The 18,066-nt window shown below is 68.2% G+C and carries 17 protein-coding genes; 8 read left to right on the forward strand and 9 right to left on the reverse strand.

The window, feature by feature from the left end:
• The first annotated feature begins 154 nt into the window (after positions 1–154).
• From ACFVIV_RS30760 to ACFVIV_RS30775, 4 genes are all read left to right on the forward strand, one after another.
• Positions 155–1,282 carry an Hsp70 family protein gene (locus ACFVIV_RS30760; RefSeq protein ID WP_379202333.1) on the forward strand — a complete coding sequence of 376 codons (1,128 nt, stop codon included), beginning with the start codon at positions 155–157 and terminating at the stop codon, positions 1,280–1,282.
• A 145-nt stretch (positions 1,283–1,427) separates the two neighbouring features.
• Complete coding sequence (locus tag ACFVIV_RS30765) at positions 1,428–2,432, forward strand: diiron oxygenase (protein ID WP_379202335.1); 1,005 nt, start codon at positions 1,428–1,430, stop codon at positions 2,430–2,432.
• A gap of 16 nt (positions 2,433–2,448) precedes the next feature.
• Entirely contained in the window at positions 2,449–4,035 is a 1,587-nt protein-coding gene (locus ACFVIV_RS30770) for an FAD-dependent oxidoreductase (protein ID WP_379202336.1), read from the forward strand.
• 548 nt (positions 4,036–4,583) lie between these two features.
• A complete protein-coding gene (locus ACFVIV_RS30775; protein WP_379202338.1) occupies positions 4,584–6,836 on the forward strand; it encodes an Hsp70 family protein in 2,253 nt (750 codons plus the stop codon).
• A 140-nt stretch (positions 6,837–6,976) separates the two neighbouring features.
• Here the strand turns inward: ACFVIV_RS30775 and ACFVIV_RS30780 are convergent, their stop codons facing one another.
• Entirely contained in the window at positions 6,977–7,738 is a 762-nt protein-coding gene (locus ACFVIV_RS30780; protein WP_379202340.1) for an SDR family NAD(P)-dependent oxidoreductase, read from the reverse strand.
• A 148-nt stretch (positions 7,739–7,886) separates the two neighbouring features.
• Complete coding sequence (locus tag ACFVIV_RS30785) at positions 7,887–8,534, reverse strand: HAD family hydrolase (RefSeq protein WP_379202342.1); 648 nt, start codon at positions 8,532–8,534, stop codon at positions 7,887–7,889.
• A gap of 78 nt (positions 8,535–8,612) precedes the next feature.
• Here ACFVIV_RS30785 and ACFVIV_RS30790 point away from each other — a divergent pair, with 78 nt between their 5' ends.
• Together ACFVIV_RS30790 and ACFVIV_RS30795 are read left to right on the forward strand one after the other, a co-directional pair.
• Entirely contained in the window at positions 8,613–8,777 is a 165-nt protein-coding gene (locus ACFVIV_RS30790; RefSeq protein ID WP_379202344.1) for a hypothetical protein, read from the forward strand.
• Complete coding sequence (locus tag ACFVIV_RS30795; protein WP_379202346.1) at positions 8,774–9,130, forward strand: type II toxin-antitoxin system PemK/MazF family toxin; 357 nt, start codon at positions 8,774–8,776, stop codon at positions 9,128–9,130. Before ACFVIV_RS30790 ends, ACFVIV_RS30795 begins: the two co-directional genes overlap by 4 nt.
• A 28-nt stretch (positions 9,131–9,158) precedes the next feature.
• On the opposite strand, the gene ACFVIV_RS30800 is transcribed toward ACFVIV_RS30795, so the two are convergent.
• The 6 genes from ACFVIV_RS30800 to ACFVIV_RS30825 all read right to left on the reverse strand — a co-directional run bounded on the left by ACFVIV_RS30800 (position 9,159) and on the right by ACFVIV_RS30825 (position 14,952).
• On the reverse strand, positions 9,159–10,013 hold the full coding sequence (locus ACFVIV_RS30800) for a sirohydrochlorin chelatase (RefSeq protein WP_379202348.1): 855 nt from the start codon (positions 10,011–10,013) through the stop codon (positions 9,159–9,161).
• A 1-nt stretch (position 10,014) separates the two neighbouring features.
• The gene (locus tag ACFVIV_RS30805) at positions 10,015–11,313 is read right to left on the reverse strand and encodes a sulfate adenylyltransferase subunit 1 (protein ID WP_379202350.1); all 1,299 of its coding nucleotides are present in this window, start codon (positions 11,311–11,313) and stop codon (positions 10,015–10,017) included.
• On the reverse strand, positions 11,313–12,239 hold the full coding sequence (gene cysD, locus ACFVIV_RS30810; protein WP_379202352.1) for a sulfate adenylyltransferase subunit CysD: 927 nt from the start codon (positions 12,237–12,239) through the stop codon (positions 11,313–11,315). Before cysD ends, ACFVIV_RS30805 begins: the two co-directional genes overlap by 1 nt.
• The gene (locus ACFVIV_RS30815; RefSeq protein WP_379202353.1) at positions 12,218–12,928 is read right to left on the reverse strand and encodes a phosphoadenylyl-sulfate reductase; all 711 of its coding nucleotides are present in this window, start codon (positions 12,926–12,928) and stop codon (positions 12,218–12,220) included. Before ACFVIV_RS30815 ends, cysD begins: the two co-directional genes overlap by 22 nt.
• A 15-nt stretch (positions 12,929–12,943) precedes the next feature.
• Positions 12,944–14,740, reverse strand: a complete 1,797-nt coding sequence (locus ACFVIV_RS30820) for a nitrite/sulfite reductase (protein WP_379202355.1) — start codon at positions 14,738–14,740, stop codon at positions 12,944–12,946.
• Between the two features lie 119 nt (positions 14,741–14,859).
• Positions 14,860–14,952, reverse strand: a complete 93-nt coding sequence (locus tag ACFVIV_RS30825; protein ID WP_354835468.1) for an Ms4527A family Cys-rich leader peptide — start codon at positions 14,950–14,952, stop codon at positions 14,860–14,862.
• Positions 14,953–15,125: 173 nt separating this feature from the next.
• Between ACFVIV_RS30825 and ACFVIV_RS30830 the strand changes: the two genes are divergently transcribed.
• Complete coding sequence (locus ACFVIV_RS30830) at positions 15,126–15,533, forward strand: SgcJ/EcaC family oxidoreductase (RefSeq protein ID WP_379202357.1); 408 nt, start codon at positions 15,126–15,128, stop codon at positions 15,531–15,533.
• A 30-nt stretch (positions 15,534–15,563) separates the two neighbouring features.
• Here ACFVIV_RS30830 and ACFVIV_RS30835 read toward each other — a convergent pair whose 3' ends face one another.
• Complete coding sequence (locus ACFVIV_RS30835) at positions 15,564–16,466, reverse strand: immunity 49 family protein (RefSeq protein WP_379202359.1); 903 nt, start codon at positions 16,464–16,466, stop codon at positions 15,564–15,566.
• 261 nt (positions 16,467–16,727) lie between these two features.
• On the opposite strand from ACFVIV_RS30835, the gene hemW reads away from it, so the two are divergent.
• Positions 16,728–17,948, forward strand: a complete 1,221-nt coding sequence (gene hemW, locus ACFVIV_RS30840; protein ID WP_379202361.1) for a radical SAM family heme chaperone HemW — start codon at positions 16,728–16,730, stop codon at positions 17,946–17,948.
• Positions 17,949–18,066 lie beyond the last annotated feature (118 nt).

Below are 18,066 nucleotides of genomic sequence, written 5' to 3' on the forward strand. Positions count from 1 at the left end.
ACCGTTCGGCCGCTCTGATCCCGTATGCGGCGAATGGCCGAAGCCGGGCAAACACTTCGCGACCCGGGATGGTTGAAGGTATGTCCTCCGTCGCCTGCCTGGCCACGAAGGTTCTCGCCCCGATGAGGCGCAGTTGCGGACAACTTCGTGTCCGGTGGTTGGCAAGCATCCGGCGCAGGAGTTGCATGAATTCGGGTCGGGTCAGGACCGGGTGCCGGTACTGGTTTCGATATACGGCTCGTCGATCGAGGTGGATGTGATGGCGTTCGGTGTGGGACTCAGTATCGGCACGGTCAATACGGTCTGTGCGACGGCGGCCGACCGGGCGGGCAAATACCCACCGGGTCGCAGGGGAGCCCCGCCGACCACCTGGCGCACGACCCTGACCTTCGATTCGTCCGGCACCGCCCGGGTCGGCCGCATTCCGCGGCACGGGCGGGTCATTACCGAATTCGCCGATCTCACCCAGCGCGCTGCGCCGGTCGCGCGGGTCGGTCACCGGGCGCTGTCGGCCGCGGATCTCATTGCCACCGTGGCCAACAGCGTGCTCGAGGAGGTGCTGGGGAAGGCTCCGGCCGGACAGGGATCGCGGCCGGACACCGGCATCGCGGTCACCCATCCGGCCGGGTACTCCGCGAATCTGGTGACCGACCTGCGCACGGCGCTCGACGGGGTCGGGCTGGGGCGGGCCGAACTGCTCGCCGAGCCGATCGCCGCGGCCACCTGGCTGCAGGCCCAGCGCGGCCCGCTCATGCCGGGCCTGGCGCTGGTCTACGACCTCGGCGGCTCCGGGCTGGACGTGACGCTGGTCCGGGTGGGCGCGGGCGCGCCCAGCAATCCCATCGTGGGCATACCGCAGCATTCGGCCGATTTCGGCGGCCGGGCCTTCGGCGGGCTGGTGGCCGGCAAGCTGCGGCGCGCGCCGGACGGGCCGGTCGTCTCCCGGGTGGTCGACGACGCCGGCGCCGGGGAACTGCGCACCGAGCACATCACGGCCTCGCTGAAACTGGTCTATCGCTGCCTGCGCATCGCCGATGTGACCATGGCCGATGTGGACCGGGTGCTGGTGGTCGGCGGCGCCGCGCGCCCGCCGGAGGTGGCCCAGGTATTGGCCGAGCAGCTGGCCCGGCCGGTCACCGTGGCCCCGGATCCGGAGCGCACCATTGCCGACGGCGCGGCCATCGCGGCCCGGCAGTCGGTGCTCGCCCAGGATTCGGCGGCCCATCGCCATCACGTGCTAGCAGACCTGTTCCGGCGCGTGACGCGCGTCGCCGCCCTCTGATCCGCAGGTTACCGGCCGGTTCGCGCGCCGAAACTCGGCGCGCGAGGGTGACTCGTGCAAGCATCCTGCTAACGCATGTTGACGGTACTCCGATTTGCTGTAACCATGGGGTACAGATAACACGCTGACTGGAGAGGTGACGACGATGTCTCCGACCGCGACACCCATCGACGATCCCGTGGTTGCCGAAGCGCAGGAGTACGCGCAGAAGCTGCTGCTGCTGTCGGAAGGATCGGTCAACAAGCACTTCGATCCCTACGAGGACATCGACTGGGAGAACCCGGACTTCGACGCCAACACCAAGCCCGAGCGCTGGATCCTGCCCGGTTCAGCCGATCCGCTGGGCCGCCACCCGTGGTACCTGGCGCTGACCGACGAGCAGAAGATCGCCATCGGCAAGTACCGGCAGGCCAATGTCGCCAAGGTGGGCCTGCAATTCGAGTCCATCCTCATCAGCGGCATGGTCCAGCACACCTTCTCGCTGCCCAATGGTGATCCGGAATTCCGGTACTGCACCCACGAGATGGCCGAAGAGCTCAACCACACCCTGATGTTCCAGGAGATGGTCAACCGCATCGGCGCGGACGTCCCCGGCATGGGCCCGATCGTGCGGCAGCTGCGCCACCTCGGCGTGCCCGTGGCGGTCATGTTCCCGAACCTGTTCTTCATGGCCGTGCTCGCCGGCGAGGAGCCGATCGACCACATCCAGAAGCAGATCCTGCGCTCCGGCGAGGACGTGCACCCGATCATGCGCGGCGTCATGGCGATTCACGTCGCCGAGGAGGCCCGCCACATCTCCTTCGCGCACGAATTCCTCAAGCAGCACGTGCCCGAGCAGGGCATGCCGCAGCGGTTCGTGCTCTCCATCGCCATGCCGATCGTCATGTGGGTGCTGGGCCGCTCCATCGCGACCCCGCCCAAGGCGTTCTTCCGTGAGTTCGACATCCCGGAATCGGTGCGCAAGGAGCTGTTCTACGGCTCCACGGAGGCCAAGCAGGTCTTCAGCGACTACTTCATCGATGTGCGGGCGCTGGCCCACGAGATCGGGCTGATGAACCCGATCGCCAAGCGGGTCTGGAAGATTCTCGGCATCGATGGCCCGGCCTCGCGCTACCGTTCGGAGCCCATCCGCTCCGGCAAGGTCGCCTGAGGGGTAGGGACGTCCAGTGCCGTACGTTGTTACCCAATCCTGTTGCAGCGACGCCTCGTGCGTGTACGCGTGCCCGGTCAACTGCATCCATCCGACGCCGGATGAACCCGACTTCCTGACGGCGGAAATGCTTTACGTCGATCCGCAGGCGTGCGTGGACTGCGGGGCGTGCGCCACCGCGTGCCCCGTCGACGCCATCGTGTCGTCGAAAAAGCTTACCGACGAACAGAAGCCGTTCATCGAGATCAATGCCGACTTCTATCGGCAGACCCGGCCGCGGCCGCTGCTGGCGCGGCCGATTCCGGCGCCGGAGGTCAAGCCCGGGCGGGAACCGTTGCGGGTGGCCATAGTCGGCTCCGGGCCCTCGGCCATGTACGCGGCGGACGAATTGCTCACGCAGCCGGGCGTTTCGGTGACGGTGATCGATCGGCTGAACACCCCGTACGGGCTGGCGCGATTCGGTGTCGCACCGGATCACACCAAGACTCGCAAGGTGGCCAAGCTGTTCGACGTGATCTCCGCGCAGCCGGGATTCGGGTCGTACCTGAATCTGACCGTGGGCGAGCATATTTCGCACGACGAGCTGCTCGAGCACCATCACGCGGTGGTCTACGCGGTCGGCGCGTCCAGCGATCGCAAGCTCGGCATTGCGGGTGAGGGACTGCCGGGCAGCGTGTCCGCGACCGAATTCGTGGCCTGGTACAACGGGCATCCCGATCAGTCGGGGCGCTACTTCGATCTGACGCAGCGGCGCGCGGTCATCGTCGGCAACGGCAATGTGGCCCTCGACGTGGCGCGGCTGCTGACCACCGATCCGGAACTGCTCGCCGGGACCGATGTGGCGCCCCGGGCGCTGGCGGCGCTGCGGCGCAGCAAGATCGAGGAAGTGGTGGTGCTCGGCCGCCGCGGGCCCGCGGAATCGGCCTTCACCGTCCCGGAGTTCGTCGGATTGCTGGGCGCGGATGTGGACATTGTGGTGGAGGGTGAGATTCCCGAGCCGGCCGCGGACATGCCGCAGAAGGTGCGGCAGAAGCTCACGCTGCTGCGCGGGCTGGCCGAGCGGCCGACCGGCGGGCGCAAGCGGATCGTCTTCCGGTATCTGTCGGCGCCGACGGCGTTCACGGGCGTGGATCACGTGACGGGTGTCGAGGTGACGCGCAATCAGCTCGTCGCCGGGGCCGACGGTGTGGTGCGGGCCGAGGCGACGGGGGAGACCGACGTCCTGGAAACCGGTCTGGTGCTGACCTCCGTCGGGTATCGCGGCGTGCCGCTGCCCGGGCTGCCGTTCGATGAGAATGTCGGAATCATCCCGAATCTCGACGGGCGGGTGCTGGAGAGCGCCGGAGGTTCGGTGGTGTCGGGTGCGTATGTGACCGGCTGGATCAAGCGGGGACCGACCGGCTTCATCGGGACCAACAAGTCCTGCGCTCAGCAGACGGTGCAGCAGTTGGTGGACGACTTCAATGCCGGGCGGCTGGCCGAACCCGGCAGTGGGGCCTATGAATTCGACCGACTGGTCGGAGCACGTCAGCCGCACGTCGTGCGCGGTGGCGCGGTGAACCGGCCGCGGCGACGCCTGCCGCTCTTGGTGCGCAGTCGGTAGGCTGCTCCGAAACGGTCCGAACGCCGACCGCCTCTCGTGATTATTCACGGGGGCGGTCGGTTTGTTTTTTCATTTCGAATTGTGTTGTGTGAGTTGTAATACTGCGTTTGCCCGCGACGACAACTGAGGCAGTAGAGACGAATTCACTCCGAGTCACGGGCGATGAGCTGTTGCGAGTGGGGAACTCCGCGGCAGCAACCGACCAGTGATCGGCATTCCGCGCTCCCAAACTGACGTTGCGGTTTTCTTTTTCGGACTCTCATCGCGAACCGGTTGGTATCAATTATTTGTTCGCTGCGTTGTAGCTACAAGCGAATGGTGTTGGTGTCCAGTTCGACTCGGTGGCGACTACGTAGCTGCCTGACCAGTACTTTGCCAACTTCGCTACCGGACGCGAGATCTTTTCTCCCGATTCGATATTCACATCCGGCATGTGCCAGCTAACCTGAACGCGCTGTTTGGAAAACGACCGCGACCACATGGTTGGTACGCCCGTGAGGCCGTGGTCTCGGTGCGTTGACGGGATAGCGATGACTGTTGGCTTTGGCATGAGCATCGGCACAGTGAACTCCGTATGGGCGACCACGGCCGGTGAACGAACCCGGCCCGCCGTGCGTGTTCGGCGCACGGCCGTCACATTCGACAGCGCCGGTGGGCCGAGGATTGGGGGAATTCCCCGATTCGCCCCGGTTGTCACGGATTTCGCCGATCTCACGACCGAGCCGGATCCGGTGGTCATCGGCGGGCGCATCTGGTCGCCGGCCGATCTGGTGGCGACCGTGGTGAACGGGCTCATCGAGACGCATGCGCCCGAAGCGCCGGCCGTCACCACCTACCCCGCGTGCTATCCCGACAAATACGTCACCCGGCTGCGGCGCGCGCTGGACTGGTCCGGTGCGGCCGATGTGCTGCTCATGCCCGAACCCGTGGCCGCGGTGGAATGGCTCGATGCCGAATACGGCGTCTCCGGCGCGGGTTTGACGTTGGTCTACGACCTCGGCGGCAACAGCCTCGATATCGCGGTGGTGCGCACCGAGGAGGATCCCGAGGAGCGCGGCATCCTCGGCCGCGCCGAACGCTCGCACGAGTACGGCGGTCGCCCGCTCGGCACCCTGCTCGCCCGCTACGCCCGCAGCATCGCGCCGGGGGCCTCACAGCCGGTCTCGGCGGTGGTGCCCGCCTCCGATACGAATCGCTTGCGCAGCTGGCATATTCGCAACTCGCTACGGCTGGTCCGCTCCTGCGTGCATCGCGCCGGACTGCACCTCGACGATATCGACCGGGTGCTGCTGATCGGCGGTGCGGCCCGCCCCGCCGAGGTGGCGCGCGTGCTGTCGGATCTCGGCCGGCCCATTGTCATGGCGCCCGATCCCGCGCACACCGTGGCCATCGGCGCGGCCATCGCCGCCGTCCGCAGTGTCGACACCGGGTCCGCCATCGGCCGGTACGCCCCGCGCGCCGCCGTATTCTCCGGCGCGGCGGTGGCTTCCGCGCTGGCCATGTCCGCGGCCACCGTGCTCGGCGGCCCCACCGGCGGGCTGCCCGGCCTGCAGGCCGCGCCCGGACCGGTCGGCGTGCCCGGCGGCGGGATCGGCCAGGGCGATGTGATCGTCTACGACGAGGTCACCGGCGCCTACGGTGGCGGCGGCGCGCACGCCGTCACCGCCGCCTCGATGCGCACTCCGATCGCGCCCACCGTCACCCAGACCTGGGTCGGCGGACGGCCGGTGGACACGACCCGGAATCGCGGCTTCACCAGCAATGGCCCGGGCGATCGCTGCGAGCCGCCGGTCTACCGCAACGGGACCTATTCCAACCCGGCGGCATTCGTCAACCCGCTGCCGTTCCGGCCGTACTCCGAGCTCGGCACCGTCATCGGCACGATTCCGAATCAGCTGCCCGCGGTCAGCCTGCCCAACCTCCCGGAGGTGCCCCAGCCGGGTGCGGCCCTGCCGCAACCCGGCCAGATCGAGCTGCCGGGAACGGTTCCCGCGGCCGACACCCTCCCGAGCATTCCGGCCGCCGAGACCGCGCCGCTGCCCGAGACCGCCCCGGCTCCCGCTCCCGCTCCGGCTCCCGAACCTGCTCCGGCCCCGGAACCCGCCCCCGCTCCCGATCCGACGACGGGCGCCGGCACGACCACCGGCGATCCGGCGTCCGGCGGAACGACCACCGGCGGAACATCTTCCGGCGGCGATACGACCGGTGGCGACACCACGTCCGGCGGGACGACGACCGGCGGGACCACGGGCGGCAGCACCGGGGGCGACACGACCTCGGGTGGCACTTCCGGCGGCGACACCTCCGGCGGGACGACCGGTGGAACCGGCACGGGCGGAGGAACTTCCGGTGGAGGCACCGGTACCGGCGGCACTTCCGGCGGCGACACCGGCGGTAGTGGGACCGGCGGCAGCGGCACTGGCGGTAGCGGCACTGGCGGTAGCGGCACCGGCGGCGGTGGGACCGGCGGTAGTGGAGGCGGCGGAACCGGTGGCGGTGGTACCGGCGGAGGCGGCAACGGTGGTGGTGGCGCCAGCGGTGGCGGCGCGTCCGGGGGTGGCTCCGGCGGATCCGGCGGTAGCGGCGGCTCGGGCGGCAGTGGCGGCTCCGGTGGCGGCGGCCTCGGTGGTGGCGGCGCGTCCGGCGGTGGTTCCGGCGGCGGCGGTATGGGCGGCGGCACCGGCGGCGGTGGAACCGGAGGCGGTGGAAACGGCGGTGGCGGAACCAATTCCGGCGGTGGTTCCGGAGGCGGTGGAGCCAGCGGCGGTGGTGGGGGAGGCGGGGGCGGCGGCGACCGCTAGCCCCGCATCGGACGGCGACGCGGACGGTGGAGTAGTGGTCCACTCCACCCCATCCGTCGTCGCGAACGACCGGCCCACCCTCGCGCCTCCAGTGCCCAGCGCGATGGTGGGCTCGGTCGCTTCCGGCCGCCGAATGATGGTCAGCGAGCGGTGAATCCGCCGTCCACGGCGAGCGCGGCGCCGGTAATGAAGCTGGCCTCGTCGCTGAGCAGGTACGCCGCGAAGGCGGCGATCTCCTCGGGCCGGGAAATGCGGCCCATCGGGTGCAGCGCGGCGATCGCCGCCTCGCCCTCCGGGGTGGCGCCCATCGACGCGCGGAAGGCCGGGGTGTCCACCGCTCCGGAGACCAGCGCATTCACCCGGATCGGCAGCTCGGCGTTCTCCAGCGCGACCGCGCGGGTGAGCCCGACGACGCCGTGCTTGGCCGCCACATACGGTGCGACCGAACCCATTCCGACCACGCCCAGATTCGAGGCGTTGTTCAGGATAGCCCCGCCGCCGGAGGCGATCAGCGCCGGAACCTGATGCCGCAGACCGTAGAACACGGCCGTCAGGTTCAACTCGATATCGGCCCGCCAGCCCTCCTCCCCGATGTCCTGCACCGGCCCGAACGCATTGACCGCCCCCGCATTGTTGAAGGCCCCGTCCAGCCGCCCGAATTCGCTCATCGCGGCCTCGGTCAACCGCGCCACATCCGCCTCGACGGTGACATCCGCGGGCACGAACAGCGCCCGCCCGCCGCCTGCCCGGATCTCCTCGGCCACCCGGTCCCCGGCGTCCTTGCCCCGAGCGCCGAGCACGACCGCAGCGCCCTCGGCGGCCACCCGGCGAGCGACCGCGGCACCGATCCCCGAGGTGGCGCCCGTGATCAGAACAACCTTCGACTCGAATCGAGATCCCATGACTACGTTCCCCTTTGCTGAAGAGCTGATTTACTTGACACGTCATATACAACTCCGGTCGGAAGGTCCGCGCTGGCGGAAATCCGCCCTCGCGTTTGACGTGTCATGCAAAGGGGTGTGACGCCCGCCGATCGAGCGGGCGCCAGGCTCAGGCCGATGCGAGCAGATCCGGCAAGGCGTGCAGGTCGTCCACCACGTTCGCGTACAAAGCCCCCGGCAACTCCGAACTCAAGTACCCCCAAGGCCCCCGCCGAATCAGCACCGGCAGCATCCCCGCCTCCCGCGCCGGCAGCACATCATTATCGACCCGATCCCCCACATAGGCGATCTCCACCGAAGCCACCCCCGCCACCTCAGCGACCTTGGTGAAGAACTTCGGATCCGGCTTCTCCAACCCCCACTCCGCAGACGTATAAATCGCATCCACCGGCAGCCCCATCCGCTCCAGCGCCGCCTTCGCCTGCGGCGGCTGATTCCCCGCGATGATCACCGCCACCCCCCGCCGCCGCAACTCCGCCAATGCCGGCCGCACATCCGGATACAAATCCTCTTCATCGAAGTTGTTCCGCAACCCCTCCGGCTCCTCCTCCGCCCAAGCGGCCTCCTCCGCCCACACATCGATCCCCGGCCGCACCAGCTCGAACGCCTCCACCAACGGCCGCCCCGTAGCCGCCATCCCCCCGATCACCCCCAACAAGGCAAACCGAGGCACCCCCAACCGATCCGCCCACCGACTCCAAATCCGAGTCTCATCGATCAACGTCTCACCCACATCGAACACCGCCGCCTTGATCATCCGCCCAGCGTATCGGCCTGCAGTCAAGTTCTCCCTCGCTCGGCGTGGCGGAAGAGCAGCCGTATTACCATCGAACGCATGAACACGAGCACGTCGATGGGTGCTACATCGGGCACGATGCAGCGCAGTGCTGTGACGCTGGCCGAGTATTACCACCAGCACGGCTTGGACACCGACGAGCACTACGCAGCGCTAGCCGCCGAGTACACCGCCGCGGACCGCGAACTCGAAGCCGACGGGTGACCGCCCCCGCCGCGTTTCCGCGGCGCGGCGAAGTATGGGCGTTCACAATGGACATCGCTGGGCGTGACGCTCCGCCCTCGCTGGGGCCGGACCGCGTGCTCGTCGTATCGACTTCCAAAGCCAACGTCTTCTTGCCGCACGTCGTTGTGCTCCCGATAACCAACGCTCCGGTCACTGATCTGACCGTGCTGTTGGGTCCCGATGATCCTGCAGCTGGTCACACCGTGGATATCACGCGGATGCGATCGATACCGAAGCGCTGGCTCGTCGCCCGCTTGGGTGCGCTCACACGACCCACAATGCGGCAGGTGTATGCCGCTGAAATCGAATTCCTCGGCGATGGTGAGCCATAGGACACCACGTGGCGCGTGGACCGTCGATTCAGGCCGACAAGGTCAGCCTGGCGGTGAGGGCGGCGTCGTAGCGAGCCCAGACGATGTCGGTGAGCGCTCGGTGCGGGCCGAGTACATCGGCGTGCAGGAGATCCGGGGCCGCGGCGACGAGGCGGTCGGTCAGCAGGCCCGGGGCCAGGAACCAGGGGGCGACGAGGAGTTGGTCGGCGCCGCGGGATCGTAGCCGGTCGAGTGCCTCCAGCACTGTCGGCTCTGTTGTGGCGAAGCAGATTTCGGTGTCCCAGCCGGTGAGTGCGGCCAGTTGGCGCGCCACCTCGGCGGTGCGGGCATTGGCCGCCGGAGACGAGGAACCGACGGCCGCCACGGCGATGCCCAGGCGGTCGGCCGCCGAACCGCTTGCGGGAGTGCCGCGTTCGGGCGTCGCATCGAGGGTCGTATGGGCCGCGAGGGTCGTCAGCACCCGTTCCCGCAGCACGCCGACCAGGCACGGATCGGGGCCGAGGACGTCGGCCTGGGTCAGGCGGAGGCGGGGGTTGCGGTTCGCGGCGGTGGCCAGCAGGCCGGGGAGGTCGACTCGGGCGTGGAAGGCGCTGCCCAGTAGGAGCGGGGTCACGATCGCGTGGGTGTGGCCCGCGGCGGCGGCGTCTGCGACCTGTTCGAGGGAGGGGGTGCTCAGGTCGAGGAAGGCCAGGCGGACGTCCACGTGCGGGCGGGCGGCGGCGATCTGCTCGACGACCGCGTGCATGGTGGCCGCGGAACGGGGGTCGCGGCTGCCGTGGGCTACCGCGATCAATGCCGGTGCGGCCGTGGCGGATTGGCGGGGCGGGTGGGTCGGCCCGCCCGGCAGGACGGCCGAGAGTGCGCCGGTGCCGGGCGGGTACATCTCAGACTCCGATTTCCGGGCCGACTTCGACGGCGGTGAGGGCGTCGCCGACCAGGCCCGCGGCGAGGGTGTTGCCGCCGGCCGGATCGATGAGCAGGAAGCTGCCGGTGTGGCGGTTGACGCTGTAGTCGTCGGCCACGATGGGGTCGGCCACGCGCACCGAGATGCGGCCGATGTCATTGAGGGACAGCGACTCCGGGGCGGGGTCGGCGGCCAGGTGCTGTTCGTCGAAGCGCTCGATCAGCGCGCCGACAATGGCCTGCGTGGTGCGGGTGCCGTGCTTGAGGAGCAGGCGGGCTCCGGGGCGCAGGGGCTTGTCGCCGAGCCAGCAGACGGTGGCGTCGAAGGTGTCGATGGGCTCGGGGGCGTCGGCGGCGGCGACGATGACATCGCCGCGGGAGGCGTCGACGTCGTCGGCCAGGATGAGGGTGACGCTGCGGCCGGGCTGGGCCGAGGCCAGTTCACCGTCGGCGGTGTCGATGCGCTCGATGGTGGTGCGGGTGCCCGAGGGCAGCACCACGACCTCGTCGCCCTTGGTGACGGTGCCCGCCGAGACCTGACCGGCGTAGCCGCGGTAGTCCGGGTATTCCGGTGTGCGCGGGCGGATCACGTACTGCACGGGGAAGCGCAGGCCGACCTGATGGCGGGCGCTGTCGGCATCGACCGGCACGGATTCCAGGTGCTCGATGAGCGACGGGCCGTCGTAGTACGGGGTGTTCTCCGAGCGGGAGGCGACATTGTCGCCGTGCAGCGCGGAGACCGGGATCTCGACGACATCCTCCGGCGCCCAGCCGAGTTTGGCTGTCAGCTGCGAGAATTCGTCGCGGATCTTGTCGAAGACGCCGGCCGGGTCATCGACCAGGTCGATCTTGTTCACGGCCAGCACCAGCTTCGGCACACCCAGCAGCGCCATGACGGCGGCATGGCGGCGGGTCTGCTCGATGACACCCTTGCGAGCGTCGACGAGCAGGATCACCAGCTGCGCGGTGGACGCGCCGGACACCGTATTACGGGTGTACTGCACGTGCCCCGGGGTGTCGGCCAGCACGAAAGAGCGCTTGGGCGTGGCGAAGTAGCGGTAGGCCACATCGATGGTGATGCCCTGCTCGCGCTCGGCGCGCAGGCCGTCCACGAGCAGCGACAGGTCCGGCGTGGACAGGCCCTTGTCGACCGAGGCGCGGGTGACCGCGTCGATCTGGTCGGCGAGAACGGATTTCGTGTCGTACAGCAGGCGTCCGACCAGGGTGGACTTGCCGTCGTCGACGCTGCCGGCGGTGGCCAGTCTGAGTAGGTCGGACATCAGAAGTAACCCTCTCGCTTGCGATCTTCCATGGCGGCCTCGGAGACGCGATCGTCTCCGCGGGTGGCGCCGCGTTCGGTGAGCCGGGAGGCCGCCACCTCGGCGAGGATCGCCTCATTGTCGGCCGCATCGGAAATGATTGCGCCGGTGGTGGATCCGTCGCCGACGGTGCGGTAGCGCACCGACTTGATCAGCAGCTCCTCGTCCTCGCGCGGGCCGCCCCAGGAGCCGGGCGTCATCCACATGCCGTCGCGCAGGTACACCGGGCGCTCGTGCGCGTAGTAGATATTGGCCAGCTCGACGTTCTCGCGGGCGATGTAGCGCCAGATATCCAGCTCGGTCCAGTTGGAGATGGGGAACACGCGCACATGCTCACCCGGAGCGTGCTTGCCGTTGTACAGGTTCCACAGCTCCGGCCGCTGCCGCTTGGGATCCCAGCGCCCGAAGGCGTCGCGCAGCGAGAAGATGCGCTCCTTGGCGCGCGAACGCTCCTCGTCGCGGCGGCCACCGCCGAAGACCGCGTCGAAGCGGTTCTCATTGATGGCGTCCAGCAGCGGCACGGTCTGCAGCGGATTGCGGATACCGTCCGGGCGCTCGGTGAGCCGCCCGTCGGCGAGGTAGTCCTCGACGGAGGCGACATGCAGCCGCAGCCCGTACTTCTCGACCACGTGGTCGCGGAACTGGAGAACCTCGGGCAGGTTGTGCCCGGTGTCCACGTGCAGCAGCGCGAACGGCAGCGGCGCCGGCCAGAAGGCCTTGATCGCCAGGTGCAGCAGCACGGTGGAGTCCTTGCCGCCGGAGAACAGGATCACCGGTCGCTCGAACTCGCCCGCGACCTCGCGGAAGATGTGGATCGATTCACTCTCGAGCGCGGCGAGCGTGTCGAAATCTGTCTCTAGAGAAGTCATGAGGCGTGCAACCCGCATTCGGTCTTGGCGAGGCCGGCCCAGCGGCCGCTTCGCGGATCGGATCCCGGTTCCGGCTTCCGTGTGCACGGAGCGCAACCGATGGACGGATATCCCTCCTCGACAAGGGGATTGACGAGAATGCCATTGGCCTCGATATAGGCGGCCATCTCGTCATCGGACCAGGCGGCGATCGGATTGATCTTCACCAGCCCGAAGGCCTCGTCGAAGGAAATCAGGGGCGCGTTGGCGCGGGTGGGGGCCTCCACGCGGCGGATGCCGGTGACCCAGGCGTTGTAACCGGCCAGGGACTTCTGCAGCGGCACCACCTTGCGCAGGCGGCAGCACTCCCCGGCGTCGCGGGCGAACAGATCCTTGCCGAGCAGCTGATCCTGTTCGGCCACAGTGTGTTCCGGTTGCACGTTCACGATGTTCACGCCGTACACCAGCTCCACCGCGTCACGCGTGCCGATGGTCTCGGCGAAGTGGTAGCCGGTGTCGAGGAACAGCACGTCCACGCCCGGACGCACCTGCGCGGCCAGCTGCACCAGCACGGCGTCCTGCATGTTCGACGCCACAATGTAGTTGGATCCGAAGTTCTCCTCGGTCCACCGCAGCAGTTCCTGTGCGGTGGCGTCCGGTCCGAGTTCGGCCGCGCCCTTCTCCGCGAGGGCGCGCAGTTCGGCTTCGGCGAGTTTGGTTGTGGTCATTGCTGTTTCCTCCAACTACCGCAGATCGGCCTCTTCGGCACGGACAGCCCACTGCGCGAAACGCTCACCCTCATCACGGTTCTTGACGAAGTTGCGCACCACGCGCTCGATGTAATCGCCGAGCTCATCGCTGGTCACCTTGTGCTGGCGCAGCTTGCGGCCGAAGCCGCTGTCGAGCCCGAGGCTGCCACCGAGGTGAACCTGGAAGCCCTCGACTTGATTCCCCTCGCCGTCGTCGACCAGCTGGCCCTTGAACCCGATATCGGCGATCTGGGACCGGCCGCAGGAGTTGGGGCAGCCGTTGATGTTCACCGTGATCGGCACGTCGAGGTCGGCATTGATATCCGCGAGCCGGGTCTCCAGCTCGGGCGCCAGCACCTGGGACCGCTTGCGGGTCTCGGTGAACGACAGCTTGCAGAACTCGATGCCACTGCACGCCAGCAGATTCCGCCGCCAGTGCGACGGACGCCCGTGCAGCCCAAGGGGCTTCAGCTCCTCGATGAGCCATTCGACCTTGTCGTCGGGCACGTCGAGCACGATCAGCTTCTGGTACGGGGTGAACCGCACCCGATCCGAGCCGATGCTCGCCACGATATCGGCGACCTTGGTCAGAATGGTGCCCGAGACGCGTCCGGCAATGGGGGAGAAGCCGATGGCGTTCAAGCCATTGCGCAGCTTCTGCACGCCGATGTGATCGATGGGCCGCTCCGGCTTCTCCGGCGCGGGTCCGTCGATGAGCTTCCGCTTCAGGTACTCGGTCTCGAGCACCTCGCGGAACTTCTCGATGCCCCAGTCCTTGACCAGGAACTTGATGCGCGCCTTGGTGCGCAGCCGCCGGTAGCCGTAATCGCGGTACAGCGAGACGATCGCCTCCCACACATCCGGCACCTCGTCGAGGGGCACCCACGCGCCGAGGCGCTGGGCGAGCATGGGATTGGTGGACAGGCCGCCGCCGACCCACACATCCAGTCCGGGCCCGTGCTCGGGATGCTCGACGCCGATGAAGGCGACGTCATTGATCTCGTGCACCACGTCCTGCTGACCGGAGATGGCGGTCTTGAACTTGCGCGGCAGGTTGGAGTACTTCTTGTCGCCGATGTAGCGCTTGACGATCTCCTCGATGGCCGGCGTCGGATCCAGCACCTCGCCGAACGACTCACCGGCCAGCGGGGAGCCGAGCACCACGCGCGGGCAGTCGCCGCACGCCTCGGTGGTCTGCAACCCGACCTCTTCGAGCCGCCGCCAGATCTCCGGCACGTTCTCGATCTCGATCCAGTGGTACTGGACGTTCTCGCGGTCGGACAGATCCGCGGTGTCGCGGGCGAATTCGGTGGAGATCTCGCCGAGGGTGCGCAGCTGCCGCACATTCAGCGCGCCGGCATCGCAGCGGACCCGCATCATGAAGTAGCGGGCCTCGAGAATGTCGATGTTCTCATCGCCGGTCCAGGTGCCGTCGTAGCCCTCTTCACGCTGGGTGTAGAGACCCCACCAGCGCATGCGGCCGCGCAGATCGCTCTTGTCGATCGAGTCGAAACCCTGCTTCGAGTAGATGTTCTCGATGCGGGCGCGCACATTGAGCGGGTTGTCGTCCTTCTTGGACTGCTCGTTGGCGTTCAGCGGTTCCCGGTAGCCGAGCGCCCACTGCCCCTCGGACTTGCGCCGCACCGGCTTGCCGGTGCGCTCGCGCGGCGCGACGGGCGCTTCCGAACGAGGACGGTCCGGCCGCACGCGACGCTCACCGGCGGGCCGTTGCGGCCGTTCGGGGCGGGCATTCTCGGAACTGGAAGGACCGGCGTCGGTACTCGACGTCATCGGGTTGCTCCTGAAGGTCTTGCGGGCAGGCGGGAGGGGCTGGCTCACGCCTCCGATATCAGCGAACCGGCATTAGCGGCGTCGCGACCGACGCCGTCCCGGAGAGAATGGGAGCCGTTCTACCGGAGGCTTCCCGGCAGACAGCTCGCGCTGCAGACACGCTTGAAGTCGACGTGGCGGCGTGCCACGAGGCGTACTCCAAGTCCGGTCATGAGGGTTATTGTGCCATGTCAGCGGGGTTTCTCCGACCGCCGGACAATATTTTCCGCACTTTCCCGGGAAATCGCCTGGACAGCCGACCTGATTTGTGACACGTCTCATAGATCAACGCCCGAAACAGTCTGGGGTTGACCTCGACCACCCTTCAGGTTGAAGAATTTGTGTCATGACAACAGCAGACATCGACACCGCCGCCGAGATCGAAGCCATTCACGCCGTGGTGGCGGCCGTCGAGAAGGCGCAGCGCGCCGAGGACGCCGACGCCTTCCTCGCCCTGTTCCACCCGGAGGCGATCTGGACCACCGGCGGCGGCAAATTCCTCAATGGCCGCGACGAGATCTCGGAGTTCACCCGCAAGGTCATCGTCGGCGCGACCAAGGACGGCTACGCCACCTACACGCCGTTCTTCGTGCGGTTCATCCGGCCCGATGTGGCCGCGGTCAAGGTCCACCAGCAGTACTTCAACCACGATGATGAACTGCAGGCCGAAGGCTCCCCGCTCTACGGCATGACCAAGGAGGACGGCCGCTGGCTGCTCACCTTCTGCCAGAATACCCCGGTCGTCGACCACTGACGAAAGCGACCGGTCGCCCGGTGCGATCGGTCATTCCATGTCCTCGAGCACCGTGGTGGTGACTTCGAACTCGACGGTCCCGTCGGCCGCGGCGGTGGCAGCCACCACCTCGGCCAGCTCGGGGGAGTACATCCAATCCGGCCGGAGGACCAGACCCAAGGGCAGATACTCCGAGGCGACCTCGATGCGCAGTCCGGAGTCGTACGCCCAGCACGCCAGCCCGAGCAGCGGCAGCGAGATCACGCCCTCCGGATCGTCGCACCACGGCACCCGGTCGAAGAAGGCGCGATGGCGGCGCAGCGCATTGGCGAGCTCCCAGCTGAAACCGGCCTGATCGTGCGCGGCCAGCCGGGTGAACACCTCGATCGACGGCCGCACCAGGTGATCCAGCACCTGCTGCGCGCCCACCCGGCTGGTGGTGTCGAGCGCCCAGGCCTGATCGGCCACGGTGTCGGGCCCATACCGCCACGCGTCCTGCAGGATTCGCGCCCATTCGTACTGGCAGTCGTCGAAGGCGCCGTCGCCGAAATCGCGCAGGCGCTGCACCGGATACTCGGTGAGTTCGCGCAGCGCCTCGGCGTCGCGGGCGATGAGCGCCCACCAGAACGCCGTCCGCCAGCCGGTCACCTTGTCATTGCGATCGAATCCGGCCTCGATGCCGGACGCCCGGAAGCGTTCGGTAATGGTCTGCTCGGTCATCTGCGCGAAGAACCAGGTCTGGCCCTGCTGCGCGAACCGGTCCCAGATCAGGGTCTGCGCCAGCATCTCGCCGGGAAACGAGCGTGCGAAGTTGGGTCCGTCCGGTCGTACCGGCGGCATCGGGGAGGTGTAGATGGCGGGCGCGACCGATCCGGCGTCGACGACGGTCAGCAGGTCGGCGTTGATCTCGTGCCGGAGGACCGGCTCGAATGTCGGTTTCTCGTCATCCCACATGAGAGCCCCTCTCCCGGCCCGCGTTCATCGGGGCCTCCTCCGAAATGCCTTGGAATGTAATAGGACCCGCCGACATGTGCATGCTCGGGGCGGTAGCGCGGCTCCGCGGGTGCGGGCATCCGCGAATGTGGGGCGTCCGTCGATGCGCGGGAGGCCGGTGCGGCTTCGTGGCCGAGCCGGTCGGGCGTCGCGCGATCCCGCACCGGAGCGGGCGCCCGGTGCGGGTGCGGTGTGACGCGGGCTACCGGTCACACTGGAGGGGTGACGACGACCGCGACCTCGACCAGCGTGACCGCTCCGGCGGGCGATGAGCCCCGGCTGGTGCTGCGCGATTTCGGGGGCGGGCCGTTCGGCATTTACGTTCATGTGCCGTTCTGTGCGACTCGGTGCGGGTATTGCGACTTCAACACCTATACCGCGGGGGAGCTGGGCACCTCTGCCTCGCCGCAGTCGTGGTTCGAGGCGCTGCGGGGTGAATTGGCCACGGCGGCAGAGCAGTTCGAGGCGCTGCCGAGTGCGGTGCCGGCTGTCGAGACGATCTTCGTGGGTGGGGGAACGCCGTCGCTGCTGGGCGGGGACGGGCTGGCTGATGTCTTGGCGGCCATTCGTGAGAACTTCACGCTGGCCCCGGGGGCGGAGGTGACGACGGAATCCAATCCGGAATCCACCTCGCCGGAGTTCTTCGAGCGGCTGCTGGAAGGCGGATTTACTCGGGTCTCGCTGGGCATGCAGTCGGCCGCACAGCACGTGTTGAAGATTCTCGACCGGACGCACACGCCGGGGCGCGCCGTGGCGGCGGCCCGGGAGGCGCGTGCCGCGGGTTTCGAGCATGTCAATCTGGACCTTATTTATGGCACGCCGGGGGAGACCGATGGCGATCTCGACGCCAGTTTGGATGCGGTGCTGAGTGCGGGGGTGGACCATGTGTCGGCGTACTCGCTGATCGTGGAGGACGGGACCGCCCTGGCTCGCCGGGTGCGGCGGGGGGAACTGCCTGCTCCGGATGATGATGTTCTTGCCGCGCGGTATGAACGCATCGACTCTCGGCTCGAGGCGGCGGGGCTGCGCTGGTACGAGGTCTCCAACTGGGCCGCGGACGACGATGCGCGGTGCCGGCACAATCTTGGTTATTGGGATGGTGGTGACTGGCTCGGGGCGGGGCCGGGTGCGCACAGTCATGTTGGCGGGATGCGGTGGTGGAATGTGAAACACCCTGCGCGCTATGCGGATCGGGTGGCGCTGGGGGGGTTGCCGGTCGCCGGGTGGGAGGCGCTGAGCGAGGAGGAGCGGTATACCGAACGGGTCATGCTCACGGTGCGACTGCGCACGGGGGTGCCGCTCGGGGAGCTGGGTGTCTCGGGGCGCGTTGCGGCCGAGGGCGTGATTGCGGACGGGCTTGCTGAGCTTTGCGACGACCGGCTGATTTTGACCGACCGCGGGCGGCTGCTTGCGGATGGTGTGGTTCGCGCCTTGCTCACCTAACCGGCATGGGCTGACAGCAGGGAAGGGCAATCCACCCAGAAACGCTCGTGGCTGTGTTTAATTTGCCTCCGCTTCGCTCCGGCGGGGTTCGGGGCCTGACGGTCTCGATTTTTCCCTC

This window comes from Nocardia sp. NPDC127526 (genome assembly GCF_042672265.1).
GTDB lineage: Bacteria > Actinomycetota > Actinomycetes > Mycobacteriales > Mycobacteriaceae > Nocardia.